This is a genomic window from Allobacillus saliphilus, assembly GCF_018138385.1.
Taxonomy (GTDB): domain Bacteria; phylum Bacillota; class Bacilli; order Bacillales; family Alkalibacillaceae; genus Allobacillus; species Allobacillus saliphilus.
The window spans coordinates 1-21,771 of sequence record NZ_JAGSIE010000004.1; the positions used below are offsets into that span (position 1 = coordinate 1).

At 41.4% G+C, this 21,771-nt stretch carries 21 protein-coding genes and 1 tRNA gene; 15 read left to right on the forward strand and 7 right to left on the reverse strand.

Features of this window, described 5'->3' with window-relative positions:
• From KC820_RS01045 to KC820_RS01060, 4 genes are all read left to right on the forward strand, one after another.
• A partial coding sequence (locus KC820_RS01045; protein WP_212367303.1) for a saccharopine dehydrogenase family protein occupies positions 1-869 on the forward strand: 869 nt, incomplete at its 5' end.
• Between the two features lie 92 nt (positions 870-961).
• The gene (locus KC820_RS01050; protein WP_236782459.1) at positions 962-1,738 is read left to right on the forward strand and encodes an IclR family transcriptional regulator; all 777 of its coding nucleotides are present in this window, start codon (positions 962-964) and stop codon (positions 1,736-1,738) included.
• 30 nt (positions 1,739-1,768) lie between these two features.
• A complete protein-coding gene (locus KC820_RS01055) occupies positions 1,769-2,077 on the forward strand; it encodes a DUF3870 domain-containing protein (protein ID WP_144087919.1) in 309 nt (102 codons plus the stop codon).
• Between the two features lie 75 nt (positions 2,078-2,152).
• Positions 2,153-2,713 carry a nucleotidyltransferase family protein gene (locus KC820_RS01060; protein WP_212367305.1) on the forward strand — a complete coding sequence of 187 codons (561 nt, stop codon included), beginning with the start codon at positions 2,153-2,155 and terminating at the stop codon, positions 2,711-2,713.
• Between the two features lie 40 nt (positions 2,714-2,753).
• Here KC820_RS01060 and KC820_RS01065 read toward each other — a convergent pair whose 3' ends face one another.
• The 5 genes from KC820_RS01065 to KC820_RS01085 all read right to left on the reverse strand — a co-directional run bounded on the left by KC820_RS01065 (position 2,754) and on the right by KC820_RS01085 (position 9,414).
• Positions 2,754-3,353, reverse strand: a complete 600-nt coding sequence (locus KC820_RS01065) for a short chain dehydrogenase (RefSeq protein WP_212367306.1) — start codon at positions 3,351-3,353, stop codon at positions 2,754-2,756.
• 339 nt (positions 3,354-3,692) lie between these two features.
• A complete protein-coding gene (locus KC820_RS01070; RefSeq protein WP_212367307.1) occupies positions 3,693-5,147 on the reverse strand; it encodes an NAD-dependent succinate-semialdehyde dehydrogenase in 1,455 nt (484 codons plus the stop codon).
• Positions 5,148-5,165: 18 nt separating this feature from the next.
• The gene (locus KC820_RS01075; RefSeq protein WP_212367308.1) at positions 5,166-6,365 is read right to left on the reverse strand and encodes an acyl-CoA dehydrogenase family protein; all 1,200 of its coding nucleotides are present in this window, start codon (positions 6,363-6,365) and stop codon (positions 5,166-5,168) included.
• 12 nt (positions 6,366-6,377) lie between these two features.
• Positions 6,378-7,565, reverse strand: coding sequence for a CaiB/BaiF CoA transferase family protein (locus tag KC820_RS01080; protein ID WP_144163061.1), 1,188 nt, complete (start codon positions 7,563-7,565; stop codon positions 6,378-6,380).
• A 673-nt stretch (positions 7,566-8,238) separates the two neighbouring features.
• The gene (locus KC820_RS01085) at positions 8,239-9,414 is read right to left on the reverse strand and encodes a CdaR family transcriptional regulator (protein ID WP_212367309.1); all 1,176 of its coding nucleotides are present in this window, start codon (positions 9,412-9,414) and stop codon (positions 8,239-8,241) included.
• Between the two features lie 167 nt (positions 9,415-9,581).
• Between KC820_RS01085 and KC820_RS01090 the strand changes: the two genes are divergently transcribed.
• The 4 genes from KC820_RS01090 (at position 9,582) to KC820_RS01105 (ending at position 14,139) form a co-directional block, all read left to right on the forward strand.
• On the forward strand, positions 9,582-10,745 hold the full coding sequence (locus KC820_RS01090; protein ID WP_212367310.1) for an NAD(P)/FAD-dependent oxidoreductase: 1,164 nt from the start codon (positions 9,582-9,584) through the stop codon (positions 10,743-10,745).
• Between the two features lie 10 nt (positions 10,746-10,755).
• Complete coding sequence (locus KC820_RS01095; RefSeq protein WP_212367312.1) at positions 10,756-11,754, forward strand: ornithine cyclodeaminase family protein; 999 nt, start codon at positions 10,756-10,758, stop codon at positions 11,752-11,754.
• A 35-nt stretch (positions 11,755-11,789) separates the two neighbouring features.
• On the forward strand, positions 11,790-13,250 hold the full coding sequence (locus KC820_RS01100; RefSeq protein WP_212367314.1) for a sodium/proline symporter: 1,461 nt from the start codon (positions 11,790-11,792) through the stop codon (positions 13,248-13,250).
• Between the two features lie 229 nt (positions 13,251-13,479).
• On the forward strand, positions 13,480-14,139 hold the full coding sequence (locus KC820_RS01105) for a class I SAM-dependent methyltransferase (protein WP_212367316.1): 660 nt from the start codon (positions 13,480-13,482) through the stop codon (positions 14,137-14,139).
• A gap of 88 nt (positions 14,140-14,227) precedes the next feature.
• On the opposite strand, the gene clpP is transcribed toward KC820_RS01105, so the two are convergent.
• A complete protein-coding gene (gene clpP, locus KC820_RS01110; protein WP_212367318.1) occupies positions 14,228-14,806 on the reverse strand; it encodes an ATP-dependent Clp endopeptidase proteolytic subunit ClpP in 579 nt (192 codons plus the stop codon).
• A 303-nt stretch (positions 14,807-15,109) separates the two neighbouring features.
• Here clpP and KC820_RS01115 point away from each other — a divergent pair.
• Positions 15,110-15,181 (forward strand) — tRNA-Arg (locus KC820_RS01115).
• A gap of 42 nt (positions 15,182-15,223) precedes the next feature.
• On the opposite strand, the gene KC820_RS01120 is transcribed toward KC820_RS01115, so the two are convergent.
• On the reverse strand, positions 15,224-15,436 hold the full coding sequence (locus tag KC820_RS01120) for a hypothetical protein (protein WP_212367319.1): 213 nt from the start codon (positions 15,434-15,436) through the stop codon (positions 15,224-15,226).
• Between the two features lie 170 nt (positions 15,437-15,606).
• Here KC820_RS01120 and KC820_RS01125 point away from each other — a divergent pair, with 170 nt between their 5' ends.
• From KC820_RS01125 to gpmI, 6 genes are all read left to right on the forward strand, one after another.
• Positions 15,607-15,864 carry a glutaredoxin family protein gene (locus KC820_RS01125; protein WP_144087908.1) on the forward strand — a complete coding sequence of 86 codons (258 nt, stop codon included), beginning with the start codon at positions 15,607-15,609 and terminating at the stop codon, positions 15,862-15,864.
• 183 nt (positions 15,865-16,047) lie between these two features.
• Complete coding sequence (locus KC820_RS01130; protein WP_144087907.1) at positions 16,048-17,082, forward strand: sugar-binding transcriptional regulator; 1,035 nt, start codon at positions 16,048-16,050, stop codon at positions 17,080-17,082.
• A gap of 26 nt (positions 17,083-17,108) precedes the next feature.
• Positions 17,109-18,119, forward strand: a complete 1,011-nt coding sequence (gene gap / locus KC820_RS01135) for a type I glyceraldehyde-3-phosphate dehydrogenase (protein ID WP_212367320.1) — start codon at positions 17,109-17,111, stop codon at positions 18,117-18,119.
• A 156-nt stretch (positions 18,120-18,275) separates the two neighbouring features.
• Positions 18,276-19,472 carry a phosphoglycerate kinase gene (locus KC820_RS01140; protein ID WP_144087905.1) on the forward strand — a complete coding sequence of 399 codons (1,197 nt, stop codon included), beginning with the start codon at positions 18,276-18,278 and terminating at the stop codon, positions 19,470-19,472.
• The gene (tpiA, locus tag KC820_RS01145) at positions 19,473-20,237 is read left to right on the forward strand and encodes a triose-phosphate isomerase (protein WP_212367321.1); all 765 of its coding nucleotides are present in this window, start codon (positions 19,473-19,475) and stop codon (positions 20,235-20,237) included.
• A complete protein-coding gene (gpmI, locus tag KC820_RS01150; RefSeq protein ID WP_212367322.1) occupies positions 20,227-21,762 on the forward strand; it encodes a 2,3-bisphosphoglycerate-independent phosphoglycerate mutase in 1,536 nt (511 codons plus the stop codon). The genes tpiA and gpmI overlap by 11 nt, the downstream gene beginning before the upstream one ends.
• Positions 21,763-21,771 lie beyond the last annotated feature (9 nt).

The window sequence follows — 21,771 nt, forward strand, 5'->3', positions numbered from 1 at the left end:
ACATCGGTAATATTACGGATAAAGTGTTAGCTATGAAAGAGGAAGCGCAAAAAGCGGGTGTGACAATCATTCCAGATTTGGGTGTTGCGCCAGGTATGATCAATATTTTATCCGGCTATGGTGCAAGCAAATTGGATGAAGTCGAGTCTATCCGTCTATTCGTCGGAGGTATTCCAGCAAAGCCTGAACCGCCACTAGAATACAATCATGTTTTTTCCATGGAAGGATTATTCGATCACTACACAGACCCAGCGTTGATTATTCGTGATGGGAAAAAGCAAGAAGTGAAGGCACTGACGGAAGTCGAATCTATTCATTTCGATGAATATGGCGAGTTGGAAGCATTCCACACATCCGGTGGAACTTCTACACTGCCGATTACATTCGGTGACGTCGATACATTAGAATATAAAACAATTCGCTATCCTGGTCATGCGGAAAAGTTCAAGCTTTTGGTCGATCTGAACTTAACGTCGAAGGATGCCTTTGTCAATATCGATGGCCAAGAAATTAATACACGGCAAGTACTCTTAAAAGCATTAGAGCCCTTTGTGAAGCTTGGCGATAAGAAAGACGCTGTTCTTCTTCGTGTTGTCGTTGGAGGAAAGAAAAATGGTCAAAAGCAGTACCATCAATTCCAAATGACGACGACGAAAGATATGGAAAGTCAAGTCACGGCTATGGCACGAGCGACGGCCAATACAATCTCTGTCGTTGCCCAAATGATCGGCTCGGGAGTCATTGATCAACAAGGTGTCTACCCACCAGAACAAATTGTGCCCGGGAAAGAATATATCGAAGAGATGGCGAAGCGAGACGTCGTCATTCGAGAAGAAACATATGAAGATGAATCGTATGTCAGTGTATAAACAAACACAGAAGTTTCTTTAACATTTTAGAGGGTAGACGATACAATTGTCGTGCTACCCTTTAAATAAAGGTGTGTGCTCAATAGAGAACGATGAAAGAGGGAAAAGCAATGAATCAAAGCGTCATTAAAGCCTTGCAATTATTGAAGCTATTCGATGAAAAACATACAGAGTGGACATTAAAGGAAATTGCAGAAACTGCGAAACTACCAAAAGCAACGGCATATCGTTTGCTCAGTTCATTGGAACAAGAAGATTTCTTGGCAAGGGATTCTGAGCCGAATGGGAAATATCGATTAGGATTGCGATTATTGGAACTTGGCAATTTAGTCGCCGACCAACTCGATATTCGCAAAATCGCTAAGCCTTATATGGTGGAATTAGGCGAAGAAATCAATGAAGCTGTTCACCTGGTTATCCAAAACGATCTTCACGCCACATACATTGAGAAGGTGGAAAGCAATCGTGCGATCCGTTTATACACGCAGGTTGGTAAGAGTTCCCCACTTTATGTTGGATCAGGTCCAAAGCTGCTATTGGCTTTCATGAATGAAGCGGAACAGGACCGAATTTTCATGCAAGAACCACTCCGATCGATAAAAAATGGTGAGCCGATCGACCAAGAAAAACTTCAACAAGAATTGGCTTTAATCAAAAAACAAGGGTTTTCAATTAGTTATGGCGAACAAGATGAAGATACGGTCGGTATATCCTACCCGATTTATAATCATCATGGGAAAGTTATTTCGGCCCTAACGGTTAGTGGCCTCTCGCAACATTTTGAAGGAGAGCGCTTCAAAGAGATAAAAAGAAAGACCCAACATACTGCAACTCAAATTTCTATTGCTCTCGGTGCTCCAAAAAAATGATAGAATAAGAGTAAAAGGGAGGGCGAGAGCATGAATACATATTTTGTCGCGGGTCATGCAAAATTACCGGCAGGCATGGCTGCACAAACGATTTATGAAACACTTACGGTGACAGCTGAATTGGATAAGAATCATGGCGTCGTCATTGAAGTCAGCTGTACGTTAGCGACTGAACATGGCCGGGATTTCATCAGTCGAATTTTAAGAGGTTATTGCTTGGAAGATGGAATCGACGAACCGGTCAGACTCATCAAAGAACATTATCTCGGTAAAGCAGGATCCGCATTGGCTACAGCAGTGAAAGATTTATATAAACAGTATGAGCAGCAAAAACAATAACCAACGAAGAATGTTCATAGGGTAGTTCTATGGACATTTTTTAAAATTTAACAATCACCTTAGGAGTATTAAGTGATGATCACTAAAGAAAAAATCATTGAAATAGTCGAAGCGGATGAGTGGATGATGGAGATTTTACATACGGCAAAACGTCTCAACTTACCTGAATGGTGGATTGCTGCAGGTTTTGTTCGTTCAAAAGTTTGGGATGAACTGCACGGATTCACCGAACAGACGTCAATCCCTGATATCGATGTCATTTATTTTGATAATAAAGAACTCGATAAATCACAAGAAAAGAAATACGAGAGTTTATTATTCTCGTTTATGCCTGAAGTTCCATGGTCTGTGAAAAACGAGGCGAGAATGCACCAACGGAATGGGCTTCCACCTTATCAATCTTCTGTTGATGCAATCTCTAAATTTCCTGAGACGGCTACAGCAGTCGGTGTGAAAGTAGATGAGAGAGTTAAGGTCGTATTTGCGGCACCTCATGGTATAGAAGATTTAGTTCAGTTAAAAGTCAGACCGACACCATTTTTTACTGAAACGAAAGAAAGGATGATAATCTATCAAAAAAGAGTCCAACAGAAAAACTGGAAAGAAACTTGGGGGAATTTATCCATAAAATTATAAAGCCATCCGGAACTTACGACAAAAGTTCCGGATGGCTTAATTAATAAACTTTATAAGTCTGTCCTGTTTGCTTTCCATTGACACTCTTCCGGAATGCCAACGCAACCTTCTCGATGGAAACGGGTTCGAACCCTTGGAATGTGTCACGATGATCTTTTGACGCTTCCGAAAAGACATTCGGACTGACATTATTAATCCGTATTCTTCTCGGCAACTCGATCGCTGCAGATTTGACAAAGCCTGCAATCGCCCCGTTTGCCATGGCGGATGACGTTCCTTTAGGGATAGGATCATCCATTAAAATGCCTGTCGTTAACGTGAAACTTCCTCCGTCATTCACATACTCCATGCCAATTAATACGAGGTTAATCTGTCCTTTTAATTTGCTTTCAATACCAACATCATTCAATTCAGGAGTCAATTCCTCCAGCGGAACAAAAGGAGCGTCGCCGGCCGTACTGATGACTGCGTCAACTTTTCCGACTTTCTCAAACATCTCACGGATCTGATTCAGCTTGGTCATGTCGACGTTAATGTCAGCATCTTCCAAAGCAGCTTCAATAATTTCATGTTCGTCTTCTAATTCTTTTTTGACAGCCTTGCCTAACAGGCCTGTTGCTCCGATGAGTAATATTTTCATAGTAACAACCTCTCTTAATTGCTTCATCTATGGTTATTTTAGCATAGTTAATTAGTTTTCCATGGAAGGCCGCCGATAAACTGAGCGAAGCCGCCGATAAATCAAGCAAAGCCGCCGATAAACTGAGCGAAGCCGTCGAAAAATCGAGCGAAGCCGTCGAAAAACCGAATGAAGCCATCGAAAAACTAAGCGAGGCCATCGAAAAACCGTGCAAAGCGGCCGACAAACCACCGCCGATAAATCGCGGAGAAACCGATGTTGAATCAGCAACAATTCACTTTATCAAAGGCTAAATAAAAAACCCGAAAGTAATCAACTCTCGGGTTCAACTGTACTATTCTATTTTTTCTCACTAATCGTAACTAGTTTCTTCACGACAAAATCATCAATCGCGTGGTGTCCGCCTTCTTTTCCAAAACCGGATTGTTTGATTCCTCCGAATGGTGCTTCGGCAACAGAAGGGAAGACTTCATTGACGCCGACCATTCCGTATTCCAAAGCCTCAGATACACGGAAGGTACGATCGAGGTTTTCGGTAAAGAAGTATGCCGCTAAGCCGTATTTTGTATTGTTGGCCGCTTTGATTGCTTCTTCTTCGGTTTTGAACGTTTGAAGCGGAAGAAGCGGGCCGAATGTTTCTTCGTTCATGACTTTCATGTCATCCGTAATATTATCCAAAAGGGTTGGTTCAAAGAAGTGTCCTGCATATTCACCGTCCCATTTGGTTCCTCCACAAAGAATTCGAGCGCCTTTGTTCGTTGCATCAGTTAAATGGTCTTGGACTTTTTCGGTGCCGTTTTCGTTAATTAACGGTCCAATATCGACACCGTCGTTTAAGCCATTCCCGACGTTCAGCTCTTTCACTTTCTCCAATAATACTTTGCTGAATTCTTCTTTAATCGATTCTTGAACATACACACGGTTTGCACAAATGCACGTTTGACCGGCGTTTCTGAATTTGCTTGCAAGCGTTAAATTAGCTGCTGTTTCTAAGTCAGCATCTTCGAATACGAGAATTGGTGCGTGACCGCCCAATTCCAATGAAACTTTTTTCAGTTGGTCGGCACTTTCACGCATTAAGTACTTTCCGACTTCTGTTGATCCGGTAAACGTAATTTTACGCACCTTATCATTTGTTAAAAAGGCTTCACCGATTTCTTGTGCTTTTCCAGTCACGAGGTTGAATACGCCTTTTGGTAGACCTGCCTTCTCAAAAATTTTCGCAATTTCAATCGCAGAAAGTGGTGTTTCCATTGCTGGTTTCAATACGACCGTACACCCGGCTGCCAAAGCAGGGCCGCATTTCCTTGTAATCATCGAGGAAGGAAAATTCCATGGTGTAATCGCACCGACGACCCCCACAGGCTGTGGCAAGACGAACTGCCGGTTGCCTTCGCGGGATGCTGGAATCATTTCTCCGTATATACGATTTGCCTCTTCGGAATACCATTGCAAGAAGCTAGCTGCACCTTTAATTTCACCTTTTGCTTCTTTTAACGGCTTCCCTTGTTCAAGTGTCAAGATTTCGCCTAACCGATCAACGTCTTCCATCATGAGTTCATACGCTCGGTATAAAATTTTGGATCGTTTCCGAGGACTCATTTTCGACCATTCTGGGAATGCTTCATAAGCAGCGTCGATGGCATCCGTCGCATCATCGAAATCTCCATTTGAAACTTCGGTTAGTTTTTCTAAAGTGGTTGGATTATCAACGACTTCCGTTTCGCCTGACTTTGCTTCTTTCCATTCACCATCAATAAAAATTCCTTTCGTGTTTGCCTCAAAGGTTGTCATGGACATACCTCCCATTGCTTATTTGTCTTCACCTGACCAAGCCGGCAGCATCTTGTTTAATTTTTTATCTTTTCGATAACCGAGAACATAATCTGCTTGCATTAATGTATGGATCTCTCGTGTGCCTTCATAGATAACCGGTGCTTTAGAATTTCGTAAGTATCGCTCAACAGGATATTCGCTCGAATAACCATAAGCACCATGGATTTGAACGGCGTCATCTGCTGCTTGGTTGGCAAAATCACAAGCCTGCCATTTGGCAAGTGACGTTTCGCGTGTGTTGCGAACTCCCTTGTTTTTCAATTCCCCTGCACGGTAGACGAGTAAACGACTCATCTGATAACCGGCTTCCATTTTCGCAATCATTTGTTGGACGAGCTGATGCTTGCCGATTGGCTTACCGAATGTTTCACGTTCGTGACAGTAGTTCACACTAGCTTCAATACAGGCTTGAATGAGCCCGCACGCACCTGCAGCAACTGTAAAACGACCATTGTCGAGTGCTGACATCGCGATTTTGAAGCCTTCACCTTCTTCGCCAAGCAGATTTTCTTTCGGTACTTTAATGTTATCAAAAAAGATCTCTCCGGTGTTACCCGCACGAATTCCGAGTTTTCCTTTTATCCCTTTAGATGAGAAACCTTCCATTGTGCGTTCAACGATAAAAGCAGAGATACCTTTGTGCTTTTTATCTTTGCTATCCGTATAGGCGAAAACAAGGAAGTTGTCGGCAACATCACATAACGAGATCCATGTTTTTTGCCCATTTAAAATATAATAATCGCCTTCTTTTTTAGCTGTCGTAGACATGGCAGCGACATCAGAACCTGCACCAGGCTCTGTTAAACCGAATGCGCCGATTTGTTCCCCTTTTGCTTGTGGTACCAAGTATTTTTGCTTCTGTTCTTCATTCGCCCATTGCATGAGTGTCATGCTGTTCAAGCCAGTATGGACGGAAACGGCTGTCCGGAAAGTGGTATCACCGCGCTCAAGTTCTTCACAAACGATTGCAAGCGAGTTATAGTCCATACCACTGCCGCCATACTCTTCCGGCACACAAACGCCCATTATACCGAGGTCGGCAAGCTTCTTCCAAATGGCTGGATCGAAACTGCCTTTTTCATCCCATTCAGCCATGTAAGGCATAATTTCTTTATCGACGAAATCTCTCGCCGTTTGTCGTAGCATCTTTTGTTCATCACTAAATTCAAAATTCATATTTCATTCCTCCTAAATAATATGGTTCTTTTTCATTTCCTCAATTTCCTCTGTTGAATATCCGATGGTTTGTAAAAGCTCTTCGTTATGTTCACCGGCAGAAGGTGGATAGGATTGGTATTGCACCGGTGTTTTTGATAATTTTAATGGACTGCCGACGAGCTTGATGTCTCCAGCAACAGGATGTTCTTGTTCGATAAACATGTCGCGGTGTTGTAGCTGTGGGTCTTTTGTTAACTCACTTACGTTTTGAATCGGTCCACATGGAATGTTGTTTTGTCGGCAAACTTCTGTCCAATGAGCTGTTGATTCTTGCTTAAAAAGATCATTTAAAATAGGACTGAGCTGTCCACGATTTTCAACGCGCTTGGCGTTCGTCTGAAAGCGAGGGTCATCAGCCAGCTCAGAGTGCCCGAGTAACTTGGTTAACTGAGCGAACTGCCGGTCATTCCCAACCGCAATGACAAGACTTCCATCACGCGTATCAAATGTTTGATAAGGAACGATATTGGCATGATGATTCCCGAGTCTCTCTGGAATTTTTTCAGCCATCAAGTAATTGCTCGCAATATTCACCAGTGAACTGACGGCAGAATCATAGAGAGATATATCAATTTTTTGCCCCTCACCAGACTGGGTGCGCTCCAACAAAGCAGCCTGGATTCCGATACACGCATAGAGTCCCGTCAAAATATCCGTGATGGCGACACCGACCTTCTGTGGACCCGACTCCTCCGTTCCTGTAATACTCATCAAGCCACTCATTGCTTGAATAATAAAATCATAGCCAGGAAAGTCCTTATACGGACCCGTTTCCCCAAACCCTGTAATCGAGCAATAGACGAGTCCGGGGTTCATTTTTTTCAAGTCGTCATACCCTAGATTCAGTCGGTCCATCGTACCCGTCTTAAAATTATTGATGATGACATCACTCTCTTTGACGAGCTGATGAATCACCCGCTGACCTTCTTCCGATTTCAAGTTTACAGTGAGGCTTTTCTTGTTCCGATTCGCACAAAGGTAATACGCACTGACTCCTTCTTGAAAAGGCGGTCCCCAACCGCGCGTTTCATCACTGCCACCAGGTGCTTCCACCTTGATGATCTCAGCCCCGAGGTCACCCAAAATCATTGTACAATACGGACCGGCGAGCACCCTTGATAAATCAAGAACACGGATCCCTTCCAATGTGTTACTCAGCTTGATCACTCCTCTCATTCAACATCATTCATAAAAACCATTTAAAAAAGCCAGCACAAAGTCATTAGTCCTTCGACTAAAAACAATGAACTGGCTTCACATTCGCCTTGCATCTCCTCGGCAACAAGGAGTTTCGGCTATGGAACAGTTTTAGTTATTTGAAACATTTTCAGAATCCAAGGGAGAATAACTGCTTGTGACAGTTTAACCTTGGTTTGTTATCTATTTTACAATATTCAGAAAAAAATGCAATGATGAATGGGAAGTTTTCTGCAAAGTGTTTTGGTAGGGGCATATTTTGAGAGATTGGTCACATATTTTTCCCGTTTGGTCGCATATCTTCACGAGTTGGTCGCATAACCAAAGAAGAAGGGAGCATATCTGTCACAAGAAGGTGCATATTTGACCGAAACGGGCGCATATGACACATTGATCGCTGTCTAGAATTCGTAAGTTAATCTCAAATTCACAATTATATAAAGGCTCATATTTTCAAAGATTCGTCTCATATTAATCCTACCAGGTCACATATTCACCAAAGCTGGTCACATAATACTACACGCAGGGAGCATATCATCTAGCTCAAGGCACAAACTCTTCAATCTTGGGCGCATATAATCCGCGCACCCCGGCCTTCTACGTTTAACAATTCCGTTCAAAACCGCTCTCCCAATCAATTACTAGCCTTACGCTGCAAATAATAATAAAGCATCGAAGCTAGTTTGAAATTTTTATAAGGAATGCCTGTCATTCGTTCTACTTTATTGAGTCGATAAAGTAGGGTGTTTCGGTGGACGAAAAGTTGTTCTGCCGCCTCGCTAATATTCATATTGCATTCCAAATAAGTCGTAAAGTTCTTGATCAACTCTGCGCTAGCCGGATCTTGCAACAATGGCTGGAGGAGCATCTCAAGTGGTTCGTCTAGTAGATGGGTCGACCCGTCATAAAATAAATTTGCAAGTATATAGGGATCCAAACAATGATAGGCTCCACCATTCAATCCGTTTTTCTTTGCAAAGCGAATTAATAGATCGGCCTTTTGATAGGAGTTTGTCAGTTCATCGATGGAAGAGACGAGAGGACCTGCGGCAATGGATACTTCCTTGATCGATAAACGATTCGCTTGTTCTGAGAAACGTTTTGCTTGTGTATCGAACTCTTTCAATTGCTCTTTGTAATCTTCAATTCCATAGGATGGTTTGCACATAACAATTCGATCATTATTCAAAAAAGCGCATAAATCATCATGATTGTTGAATATATTTTTCATAAGGTGAATGAAACGGTATTTAATTTCATCTAACGTTAACGTTTTTTGGTTAATTGTCGATAAGGAATGACCAAAATCTGCCACGATGATAAAACGGGTTTTCGAATGCGGTATATCCATCATGTCACAGTAATCAATGATTTTCTCTTTTTCAGCATCAGGCGTAAATAAGACATAATGCAAAAATGTTTCCATATGACTGATTTCAAATGTCCGGCGCTGTTGATGAGCAGCTTCGTGCCACATCATTTCAATGTAGCTTTTAACTAACAAGGCGTATGGTTCGACTTCTTTTGGGTCTCCAATGATTCCTAAAACACCGATCGTCTCGAAATCAAAATGGAGGGGAACCGCTGCACCAGGATAAATATTTTTTGTATGGTCGGTTGTTGCTTCGTCAAATAGGACAAGTTTATTTTCTATGATGACTTGTTGTGAAGGCGCATGGAATGTACCGATGCGCCGTGAATTGGAATCTCCAACGATTAAACCTTTATCATCTGTAAGACTTATAGGAAAAGGCAGTATATTTGAAACCGCTTTCACAGCCTTTTGTGCAAACTGTACAAATTCGTTCACCTTACACACTCCGTTCAACTCACAATTTATATTTAGTTTACCATAAAACAAAACATTTTTAATAGTAATAATTTTCATTTAATTTATGCAGGTTAACCATAGTCAGCGACCAAATACTTTTTGTACGATAAAAAGAAACAATATTCTGACAATGTGGAGGGAGCGTCATGAGACAGACAGATCTCATTATTATCGGTGGAGGCGTAATAGGTTCCAGCGTTGCTTACCATTTATTAAAAGAAGGTTTTGAAGGTGAAATATTGATTTTTGAAAAGGATTCTCTCTATGAATATTCATCCACACCACGGAGTGCCGGGGGGATCAGACAACTGTTTACGACCGGAATTAATATTCAAATCAGTCGCTATTCATTACAAAAATACTTGACCTTTCCAGAAGACATGGCTGTCAATGGAGAACTAGCCGAAATCGATTTTAGACAACATGGATATTTCTTTCTAGCTCAAGATGAAAATTGGGCGGAATTAAAAGCGCAAGCTGAGTTGCAACAAAGTTATGGTGTTCCATCTCAACTGTTAACTCCAGACGAACTACAAAATGTTATTCCTGAATTAACGACCGATGACTTAGTTGGTGGGTTGTATTGTGCTGAAGACGGTTATTTGGATCCATATTCAGTAATGCAAGGTTATGCAAAAAATGCAAAACAATTGGGCGCGACATTTGTTTGTGAACAAGTCGAACGTATTACTCACGAAGCTGGAGTTGTCACTGGAGTAGAAACGGCAACTGGGGATTGTTATCAAGCGCCACTTGTCATTAATTGTGCAGGCGGCTGGGCAGCACAAATTAGTGAAAATAGTGGCTTTCCAATCCCTGTAATTCCATTGAAACGACAAATCATCCAATTTGATATTGAAGAACCACTTGCTAAACAACTACCGCTAACCGTAGACCCATCAGGTGTTTATTTCCGTCATGAAGGACAATATTTTATCAGCGGTTTTAGTGAAAAAGTTACACCAGGCTTCGACTTTAGTTGGAAACGCTCCTTCTTTATGGAACAGCTATGGCCGATTCTCGGTCACCGCGTCAAAAATTTTGAACATGCGAAAATCATCAGTGGCTGGGCGGGCTTGTATGCCCATAACACAGAGGACCAAAATGCAATCGTTGGAGAACACCCTGAGGCGAAGGGCTATTATATGGCTTGTGGTTTCAGTGGTCATGGGATGCAGCAAGCTCCGGCAGTCGGCCAATGTCTTGCCGAGTTAATTCATTATGGTCAATACGAAACGCTGGATTTGCGTCCGCTTCGCTTTGAGCGATTCAAAGAGAATGATCTATTGATCGAAGGAGCTATTGTTTAGCAACAATTTTATGAAAGGGGGATTTGAAACGATGCTTTATCTCAACCAGCAAACAATCGAGTCATCGATCACGATGGAAGAGATGATCGATGCGATGGAAGAAGCTTACCGGGTTTATGCTGACAAAAAATATCAAATGCCTACACGAATGCAGGTTCAACAAAACTCGAATACGATGATACTTATGCCATGTATTACAGACCAAGCTATTGCAACGAAATTACTCACGTCTTTTCCAGAAAATAAAGATAAACCTGTTATTCAAGGGCTTGTCATTTTAAACGATAGTCAAAACGGTGAAGTGTTAGCGATCATGGACGGAAACTTTATAACCGGTTTCCGGACGGGCGCGCTTGGTGGGGCTGCCGTACGAAGACTCGCAAAACCAGATGCTGAGCGACTTGCAGTGATCGGTGCGGGTGTCCAAGGATTTTACCAAACGTTAGCCGCTTGTGCTGCACATTCTTTTAACGAAATTTATATAACGAACCGCACGTATGAAAAGTTGGAACCTTTAATTGACCGTTTGCATGAGAGATTACCTGATGACATAGCCATTTATCCTTGTCATTCCGCCGAGGAGGCGATACAGCATGCGGATGTCGTCATCACCGCAACGTCTTCCCCTGATCCAGTTTTACCTGATCATCAGGAGCTATTAAAAGGCAAATTGATTATCGGAATCGGATCTTTTCAACCAACGATGCGTGAATTTCCAAGGCAGCTCTATGCGCTTTGCGATCACTTTTTCATCGACAGTGAAGACGCCATGAAGGAAAGTGGCGATGTCATTCAAGCCATTGAAGCTAATTGGTATGTGAAAGAAGACATCCAGCAATTTTCGGATGTCGTTCAAATAAACAGTTTTGATGCAGAAGAATACTGGAGAAATCATCCAGAGGGGAGTGTGATTTTTAAGTCGACTGGAATGGGATTATTTGATGTTATTGCAGCAAATGTGATTCATGAAAAAGTGATGTTAAGTGAAGTGGGTACCAAACTTGAATGATCAGTAAAGGCTTAGCCTAAAAAAGGAGATTTTCGATGAATATAATATTAACGGAATTCATCATCTACTGTTTGATCATCATGGCCATTGGTTATTATTTCAGTAAGCAAAGTAAATCACAGTCCGATTTCTTACTAGGAGGGAAAAAGCTTCCGGGTTGGGCGTTAGCTTTTTCCGAACGGGCTACTGGTGAATCTGCTTGGCTACTACTCGGTTATACCGGGTTTGTATTCACTGCAGGGTTATCTGGTGTATGGGTTGCAGCAGGTATTGCTTCAGGTATCTTATTTTCTTGGCTATTCCTTGCCAAGCGGTTTAAAGATGAAGCAGAAAAATATAACGCCCTTACATTGCCGGATTATTTAGCTAAACGTTTTGGGCAAAAAGCAAACATGATTCGTTGGTTAGCAGGTATTTTGATTGGTGGATTCTTGATGTTTTATGTCGGCGCACAAATGGCCGGAGCGGGGAAAATGCTACTAACAACATTTGATATTCCACCGGTTTGGGGGGTTATCTTATCGACCGTTGTTATTATCGCCATCGCTTTTGCGGGTGGGTTCATCTCCGTCGTTTGGACAGATATGATCCAAAGTGTCATGATGGTCATTACATTAGTGGTACTTCCGATTGTCGCATTCGCCCACATTTTTGCCAACGATATTTCAGTCAGCGCAGCGCTTGTCGATGCAGGTCCTACCTTTGATAAATGGTTCGGTGGTGTGACAGGCTTCTCGCTCGGTGTGTTGTTCTTTACAAACTTCTCTTGGTTTTTTGGATTTTTAGGTGGGCAACCACAGCTAAGTGCGCGATTTATGGCACTACGAAATGACAAAGAAGTAAAACAAGGGAGAAATGTTGCTATTCTATGGACAGTGTTGGCATACACTGGCGCATTCGCAATCGGTATTGCAGCGATTGCTCTCTATGATCAAGGAAGCTTCGGCGATGTTGAAACATTACTACCGACGATGATTTTACAGTTCATGCCTCCATGGATTGCTGGATTACTGTTAGCTGGAGTATTGGCGGCCATTATTTCAACAGCAAATTCACAGTTAGTCGTTGTTACAGGATCGGTGACAGAAGATATCATCAACCAAGCATTAGGCATTAAGCTAACAGAGAAACAATTACTGTGGTTATCTCGTTTTTCTGTATTGTTCTTCGGTGCGATAGGAATGATTATTGCACTCGTGTCTGAATCATTGCTTTACCTCGTTGTCGGATGGGCATGGGCTGGCGTCGGCTGTACATTGTCACCGGCGATTATTATGGCATTCTTCTGGAAAAGATACTCCAGTGCTGGTGTGATTGCGACCATCGTTTCTGGTTTGTTATCAACCGTTTTATGGATTAGCACACCATTAGAAGAAATGATGACATCCCGTTTCACCACATTTTTCATCGCATTATTTTTCGGGATTGTCTTTAGTTTGTTAATGCCTGATAAAGCAACGAAAGCAGAAGAAGACTTGGAAGAAGTGGCTACTTAAATTAATAGAACGCTAACATGTGAAGTGGTTCGATTAAGGGGCAATGAAATTTGCGCCTTTAATCGAACTGCTTTTTAATTTTACGAAATTATTCCAAAAAAGTTTTAACAAATATTTATTTTACTATTCAGAAAATAGTGCTATTATATACTTTGAAATGAGGTGAAACAGATGGAAAGGTTGCGTAATTTTAGCCACTGATTATAAGTAAAACTCCAGGAGGCTAAAAATGATAAAAGACAATAAAAACTCAAAAATAATACCATTTTATGGTTCAACAAAACCTGATTTATTTGAAATTGAACGTAGATGTATGGATCGAGAGGGAAAAGTCATTAAATTTCTGGACACCATTTTGCCTAGCGGGAATTTATTAGATGTTGGTGCTGGAAATGGATACACAGCGGAGAAGTTAACTAGCGAACGCCGTAATATAGTAGCTATGGAACCAGATGAAAATATGATTGACCGAAATAAAAGGCTAATATGGTCAAACGGCGTGGCGCAGTCAATTCCTTTTCACTCAAATACATTTGATGCCATGTATTCAACATGGGCTTTCTTTTTTGATGGAATCACAGATCTTGATGACGGTTTAAAAGAAGTCGAACGAGTGGTTAAAAAGGATGGAAAAATCATTATTGTAGATAACTACGGAAACGACGAGTTCTGTTCTTTATCTACACAAGATATCTCAAGTAATGTTTCTAAATGGGTGCAACGAGGGTTTGACTATCATGTTATTCACACGGAATTTATCTTTGATTCGATTGAAGAGGCAAGAAAACTATTAACTTTTTACTTTGGTGAAAAAGCTAAGCAAATTGACAAAACTAGAATCGAATACAAAGTTGTTGCCTATACGAAGAGAAAAACGACTCTTAATTGACGTTAAGTTAAAAAAGAGCAGCGGATTATAACGTAATCCACTGCTCTTTTTGAATTGATTCACTTGAAAATTTCATTCAAATCTCATTCTATTTTTCCATAACTTCGTCAATCATACCGTATTCTTTCGCTTTTTCAGCAGACATGAAGTTATCGCGGTCTGTATCGCGCTGGATCACTTCAAGTGGCTGACCTGTACGATCGGCAAGAATTTGGTTAATTTTTTCACGCATTTCAATGATACGTTTTGCATGAATTTCAATGTCAGAAGCTTGACCTTGTGTACCACCTAATGGTTGGTGAATCATTACTTCAGAGTTAGGTAAGCCGTAACGCTTTCCTTCAGCACCTGCTGCAAGCAAGAATGCACCCATAGAAGCAGCCATACCTACACAGATTGTAGAAACATCTGGCTTGATGAATTGCATTGTGTCATAAATCGCCATACCAGCAGTGATGGAACCACCTGGTGAGTTGATGTATAGAGAGATATCTTTGTCAGGATCTTCCGCTGCTAAAAATAGCATCTGTGCAACGATTGAGTTCGCAACGTTGTCATCAACCGGTCCACCTAGCATAATAATACGGTCTTTTAATAGACGGGAATAAATATCGTAAGCACGTTCTCCGCGGTTCGTTTGTTCAATAACTGTAGGGATTAAATTCATTCCATTCACTCCTTTTAATTTCTTTATTCATTCTAATCTTACCTCTTTGGTCAAATAAGGTCAAACAAAAAGTTTACCCTTTTTGACTTTATTCATGAAGTTGATTTCTTATGTAGGTCCATATTCAATGTTCCCAACAAAGTGCTCATTTAAACGTTTAGTGGACGTATAAAAATATTAAGTTTCTTTCCAAATATACGATTCTATGATAGACTAAATTTTGGTTTTTAAAAATCAAATCTTGAAATTAACTAGTTGCCAACGTATAATTTTTACTGCAATTCATTTTATCACAACATACTTCTCCTCGTGGTGTAAAGGATAACACACAAGATTCCGGTTCTTGCGATGGGGGTTCGATTCCCTCCGAGGAGGCTGCTAAAAACTCTGCCGCACATTTTGTGTTGTGGAGTTTTTCTATATAGTTGGGATAAGTGCTAGTTGACGAAAAATCCGCTCTGACTGTTGATAAACGGACTCTAACTGTTGAAAGAGCCACTCTGACTGTTGATAAACGCCTTCTAACTGTTGAAAGAGCTGCTCTGACTGTTGATAAACGCTTTCTAACTGTTGAAAAAGTCTCTCTAACTGCTGATAAACGCGCCCTAACTGTTGAAAAAGCCCCTCCAACTGTCGATAAAAACCCCCAACGACTAACTAGCACACATCAAATTCCTCAATTCAAAAATTCAAACTCATAAATTCATCAAAAAAACACATAGCTAAGATTAATCAATTCACTTTTCGGGTAACAGTTCGATATAATAGCAGTAAAGATCTAAATTAAGGGGCAAAACACCATGCGTAAAACGAAAATGGTTTACTTTTATACAAAACACAATTGCAAATTATGCGAAGAAGCGAAACAGATGCTACAAATTTTTCAATCTGAGTATAATTTCACGATTGTCGAACAGAATATTTATCAGGATGAGCGGTTATTGGAATCTTATTTTCTGACCATCCCGGTGATTCGAGTCGACGATGATGAGTTAACAGCTGAAGATCTTTCATTCGTGACGGTTGAAAATTTTTTGGCCAAAAATCTAAAGGGTTAGGGATTTCGTATATAAAAGAAATTCCTTAGCCTTTTAGTTGTGGCGTTCATCAGTTTTTTGTATACTAGAGTCAGGAAATATTTTTTTGCATTAAGCGGGACAAATAAAGACACACTCTTGGTCTGTAATTGACCATCAGATAAATCTCGCAAATAAATTTCTGAGCAAGGGGGTGATGAGTGAATGAAAAGCTTATATCAATTTCAGCAAATCCTAATCCCAGAATTGATGCATAAAATGGACGAACGTTACCGAATATTAAAGGGAATCGCAACGCTCGAACCAGTTGGTAGACGATCGCTTGCCGAATATTTGAAAGAAACTGAGCGGCATATCCGCAGTGAAACAGAATTTCTCGATCGGCAAGGATTAATCGAAGTGACGAATAAAGGGATGTTTATCACTGCAGCTGGTCATGAGATTGTTGAAAGTTATTACCGAATGGTGAAAGAAAGTACTGACCTAACGACGCTTGAACATCAGTTGAAGAGCCGTTTAGGTTTGAAACAAATCAAAATTGTTCCTGGTGATGCAGACACCTCCCCTGAAACGAAACAAATCCTCGGGAAGGAAGCGGCCATCATTTTTCATGAGCAAATTAAGGATCAATCTATTGTCGATGTGACTGGCGGCTCGACAATGGCAATGGTCGCAAATTATATGAAACCGCTAGAAAGAAAGCGTCCATTATTTATCCCAGCTCGCGGCGGCCTCGGTGATTTGCACGAATACCAAGCGAACTCCATTTGCGTCAAGATGGCTCAAGAAACAAATGGCGACTATCGATTGCTTCATGTACCAGATGAAATGGGTCCTGAATTGAAAGAAAAAATGTTGGAGCAGCCAGGTGTAAAAGAGATTGTTTCATTGATGGAAAAAGCTGATGTGCTTATCCATGGTGTCGGTGACGCTTTGACGATGGCAGACAGAAGAAAAGCAACTGAAGCTACAAAAGAGAAATTAAAATCTTCGAAAGCGGTCGGCGAAGCATTTGGTTATTACTTTGATAAAAATGGGAATGTTATTGATAGAGTAGATACAATAGGAATTTCTGCTGAATTAGTTAAGAAAATCCCATCACTCATCACGGTCGCTGGCGGATCATCGAAAAAAGAAGCTGTTGCTGCTTTTTTACGATGGATTCCTAGTGGGTGGCTCATTATAGATGAGGCAGTGGCCAGATACTTGATCGAACAATTGCAAGAAAATAAATCATAAATAAAGTTAATTCGGAGGTATGTCACATGGCAGTTAAAATTGGTATTAACGGATTTGGAAGAATTGGACGTAGAATCTTTCGTGAAGCGTTAAAACATGATGAAGTAGAAGTTTTAGCGATTAATGATTTAACAGATGCAAACATGCTTGCACATCTACTGAAATACGATTCGGTTCATGGAACATTGGAAGAAGAAGTCGAAGTAAAAGGTGACAATTTAGTTATTAATGGTAAAGAATATCATGTCACTTCTGAACGTGATCCAGCTAATTTGAAATGGGGCGAATTCGGTGTCGATATCGTTATTGAATCGACTGGAATCTTCCGTGACCGTGAAAGTGCGCAGAAACACTTGGATGCAGGTGCGAAACGTGTCATCATCTCTGCACCTGGAAAAGATGTTGACTTAACTGTTGCGATGGGTGTAAACGAAAACGAATATGACAAAGACGCACACAAAATTGTTTCTAACGCATCGTGTACGACGAACTGCTTAGCACCAGTAACGAAAGTATTGGTTGATGAATTCGGATTGAAACGCGGTATGATGACAACCGTTCACTCGTATACAAACGACCAAAAAGTTCTTGATGCCCCACATGGTGACTACCGTCGCGCACGTGCAGCAGCTGAAAACATCATCCCAACGTCTACGGGTGCTGCTGAAGCTGTGGCGAAAGTACTACCAGAAGTTGATGGGAAATTAACAGGTATGGCTGTTCGTGTGCCGACACCAAACGTATCTCTTGTTGACTTGGTTGCGGAATTAGACCAAGACGTGACAAAAGAACAAGTAAACGAAGCTATGAAAAAAGCATCTGAAGAAGGCGACCTAAAAGGGTATCTCGATTATACAGAATTACCACTCGTTTCTTCAGACTATAACGGCAACACATTCTCATCAATCGTTGATGGAGCTTCCACGATGGTTATGGACGGGAATATGGTTAAGGTTATCTCTTGGTACGATAACGAATCTGGCTATTCCCACCGTTGTATCGATCTAGCGATTCATATGGGTAAACAAGGCTTCTAAAGATTGAATAACTGTCTTACCATTTCTCACTTCATTTTGCGATGAAAAATGGTAGACTAAAGGAGGAGCATTTCAATGTTCCTCCTTTTCTTTTAAAATCAGACATTATAGGGTAAACAGTTACATAAGGAAACTCAATAGCTGGAGGTTTTAAACATGCGCAAAAAGAACGTTCGAGATGTCGATGTGAAAGGCAAAAAAGTCTTCGTCCGTGTTGATTTCAACGTACCGATGCAAGATGGTGAAATCACAGACGACACCCGTATTAAATCTGCATTAACAACAATTATGTACCTCATTCAAAAAGAAGCCAAAGTCATTTTGGCAAGTCACCTCGGTCGACCTGGCGGAGAAGTCGTTGAAGAGCTTCGCTTGGATGCCGTCGCACAATCACTTAGCAACTACTTACAACAACCCGTTTACAAACTGGATGACGTTTTTTCAGACGAAGTAAAAGAAGCCGTTGAAAAAATGGAAAATCGTGATGTTTTATTATTGGAAAACGTCCGTTTCGAGCCAGGCGAAAAACAAAATGACCCAGAACTAGCCAAACAGTTCGCATCCCTTGCTGATCTTTATGTCAATGATGCATTCGGTACGGCTCACCGTGCACACGCTTCCACAGAAGGAATTGCACATCATTTACCTGCTGTATCTGGATTTTTATTGGAAAAAGAAATTAACGTATTGGGCAATGCGCTTGAAGATCCTGATCGTCCATTTACCGCGATTATCGGAGGCTCAAAGGTTAAAGATAAAATCGGTGTCATTGATAACTTATTGGAAAAAGTCGACCATCTACTCATTGGCGGCGGTCTTTCCTTTACATTCATCAAAGCGATGGGCCATGAAATTGGCGACTCGCTATTAGAAGAAGATAAAATTGATTTGGCCAAGCAGTTTATCGAGAAAGCGAAAGAGAAAGGCGTATCGTTACACTTGCCAAAGGATGTTGTGATGGCTGATCAATTCGCTGAAGATGCCAACAAAAAGATTGTTCCTGTTGAAGAAATGACAGCAGGCTGGCAAGGACTAGATATCGGTCCAGAGACGGTTCAAGAATACGCTGAAACAATTAAAAACTCACAATTGATTTTATGGAATGGACCGATGGGTGTATTTGAAATGGATGCATTTGCTGAAGGAACGAAAGGAGTCGCAGAAGCATTAGCGACGACTGATGGTTACACCATTATCGGTGGAGGAGACTCAGCTTCAGCTGTCGAGAAGTTTAACTTTGCTGAAGAGATGAATCATATTTCCACTGGTGGCGGAGCTTCCTTAGAATTTATGGAAGGAAAAGTTCTACCAGGTGTACAAGCATTGGAAGATGAAGAAGGAGTGAACAAATAAATGAGAAAGCCTATTATTGCAGGAAATTGGAAAATGAATAAATTAGCGGCAGACGGTGCTCGTTTTGTCATGGCTTTACGTGATGAAGTACCAGAAGGTTCAAAAGTGGACACGGTCATCTGTGCATCATTTATCCACTTGCCATTTTTAACAGAAGCAGCAAGAGATACGCCAATTCGAATCGGTGCTCAAAATATGCACTATGAAAAGAGCGGTGCCTTCACAGGTGAAGTAAGCCCAGAAATGCTTGAAAACATTTTAGTCGATTATGTGATTTTAGGTCATTCGGAACGTCGTCAATATTTCCATGAAGATGACGAGCTCATCAACAAAAAAATGAAAGCTGCATTCGAAAATGATTTGCTTCCGATCGTATGTGTCGGCGAATCATTGGAACAGCGTGAAAACAATGAAACGAATCAGTTTGTTCGTAATCAAGTGAAAGCAGCATTTGAAGGCATTCGAGAAGGGGATGCGAAAAAAGCTGTTGTCGCTTATGAACCGATATGGGCGATTGGTACAGGAAAAACAGCATCAAGTGAAGATGCCAACGAAGTTTGCCGTACAATCCGTGAAACACTTCGCGAACTATATTCCGATGCTGTTGCAGATGAGGTGCGCATTCAATACGGAGGCAGTGTTAAACCGGAAAACATTGCAGAGCTTCTTGCACAGTCCGATATTGATGGCGCATTAGTCGGCGGAGCGAGCATGGAACTAGAATCATTTTTGAAATTGTTGGAGGCAGGAGCCAATGCAAAATAATCCACTCGCAGCATTAATCATCTTAGATGGCTATGCATTAAGAGATGAAGAATTCGGAAACGCAGTAAAACAAGCACACACGCCGAATTTCGATCGATATTGGAATCAGTTCCCGACAACAACACTCAAGTCTTCTGGGGAGGCGGTCGGCTTACCTGAAGGCCAGATGGGAAATTCGGAAGTCGGTCACTTGAACATCGGAGCAGGAAGAGTCGTTTATCAAAATTTAACACGCATTAATGTGGCAATCCGCGATGGCCGATTTTTTAGAAATGAAGCATTTTCAAACGCCATTAAACATGTGAAAAAACATCAAAGTTCACTGCATATTTTCGGTTTGCTCTCCGATGGGGGCGTTCATAGTCATATCGATCATATTTTTGCGTTACTGGACGTTGCGAAACAGCAAGAGGTCGAAAACGTTTATGTTCATGCTTTTTTGGATGGTCGAGACGTCGGTCCAAAAACAGCGGTTGATTATTTAGCACAGTTAAATGAAAAAATGGAAGAGGTACCGAATGCGAGACTTGCGACGGTTACCGGTCGTTATTATGCAATGGACCGAGATCATCGGTACGACCGAGTAGAAAAAGCGTATCGAGCAATCAGGTTTGGTGAAGGAAATGCGAGTGAGGATGCGATTGAAGCGGTCAAGGCAGCTTATGATGAAGGAGTCTATGATGAATTCATTAAACCGATCGTCATATTGGATGATGACGGTGTGCCACTTTCACGCGTAGATAATGGCGATGCAATCATTTTTGCGAATTTCCGACCAGATCGTGCAAACCAACTGACCGATGTATTTATCCATAATCGATTTGAAGTATTCGCAAATGATTATGAGTTATTAGACGACTTGCATATGGTTACGATGACACAGTATGATAAAGATTTTCATGTCGGTATTGCTTTTCCACCGAACCAACCTAAGGATACGATTGGTGAGGTTGTTGCCCGAAATGGAATGACACAACTTCGTATTGCTGAAACAGAAAAATATCCTCATGTGACATATTTTATGAATGGGGGTAGACAACAGGAATTTGAAGGAGAAAACCGGATATTAATCGACTCTCCAAAAGTTGCAACGTATGATTTGAAGCCTGAAATGAGTGCGTATGAGGTCACAGATGCACTGATGGATGTCTTGGCGGAAGAACCGCCGAATTTAATCATTTTGAACTTTGCCAACCCAGATATGGTTGGACATTCTGGAAAACTTGAACCGACGATTAAAGCTGTTGAGGTCGTCGACGAGTGTCTAGGCAGGATTGTAGATTGCATTATTGAGCTCGGTGGACGTGCTGTTATTACGGCAGATCATGGGAATGCCGACCAAGTGATGAACGCAGACGGCAGTCCAATGACAGCACATACGACTTTCCCAGTACCAGTCATTGTGACCGATGAAGAGCTATCTTTACACGAAGGCGGTATACTAGGGGATCTCTCACCGACGGTATTGGAATTATTAGGAATCAAACAACCAGGTGAGATGACAGGAAGTAGCCTAATTAAATAGCTCCACGAA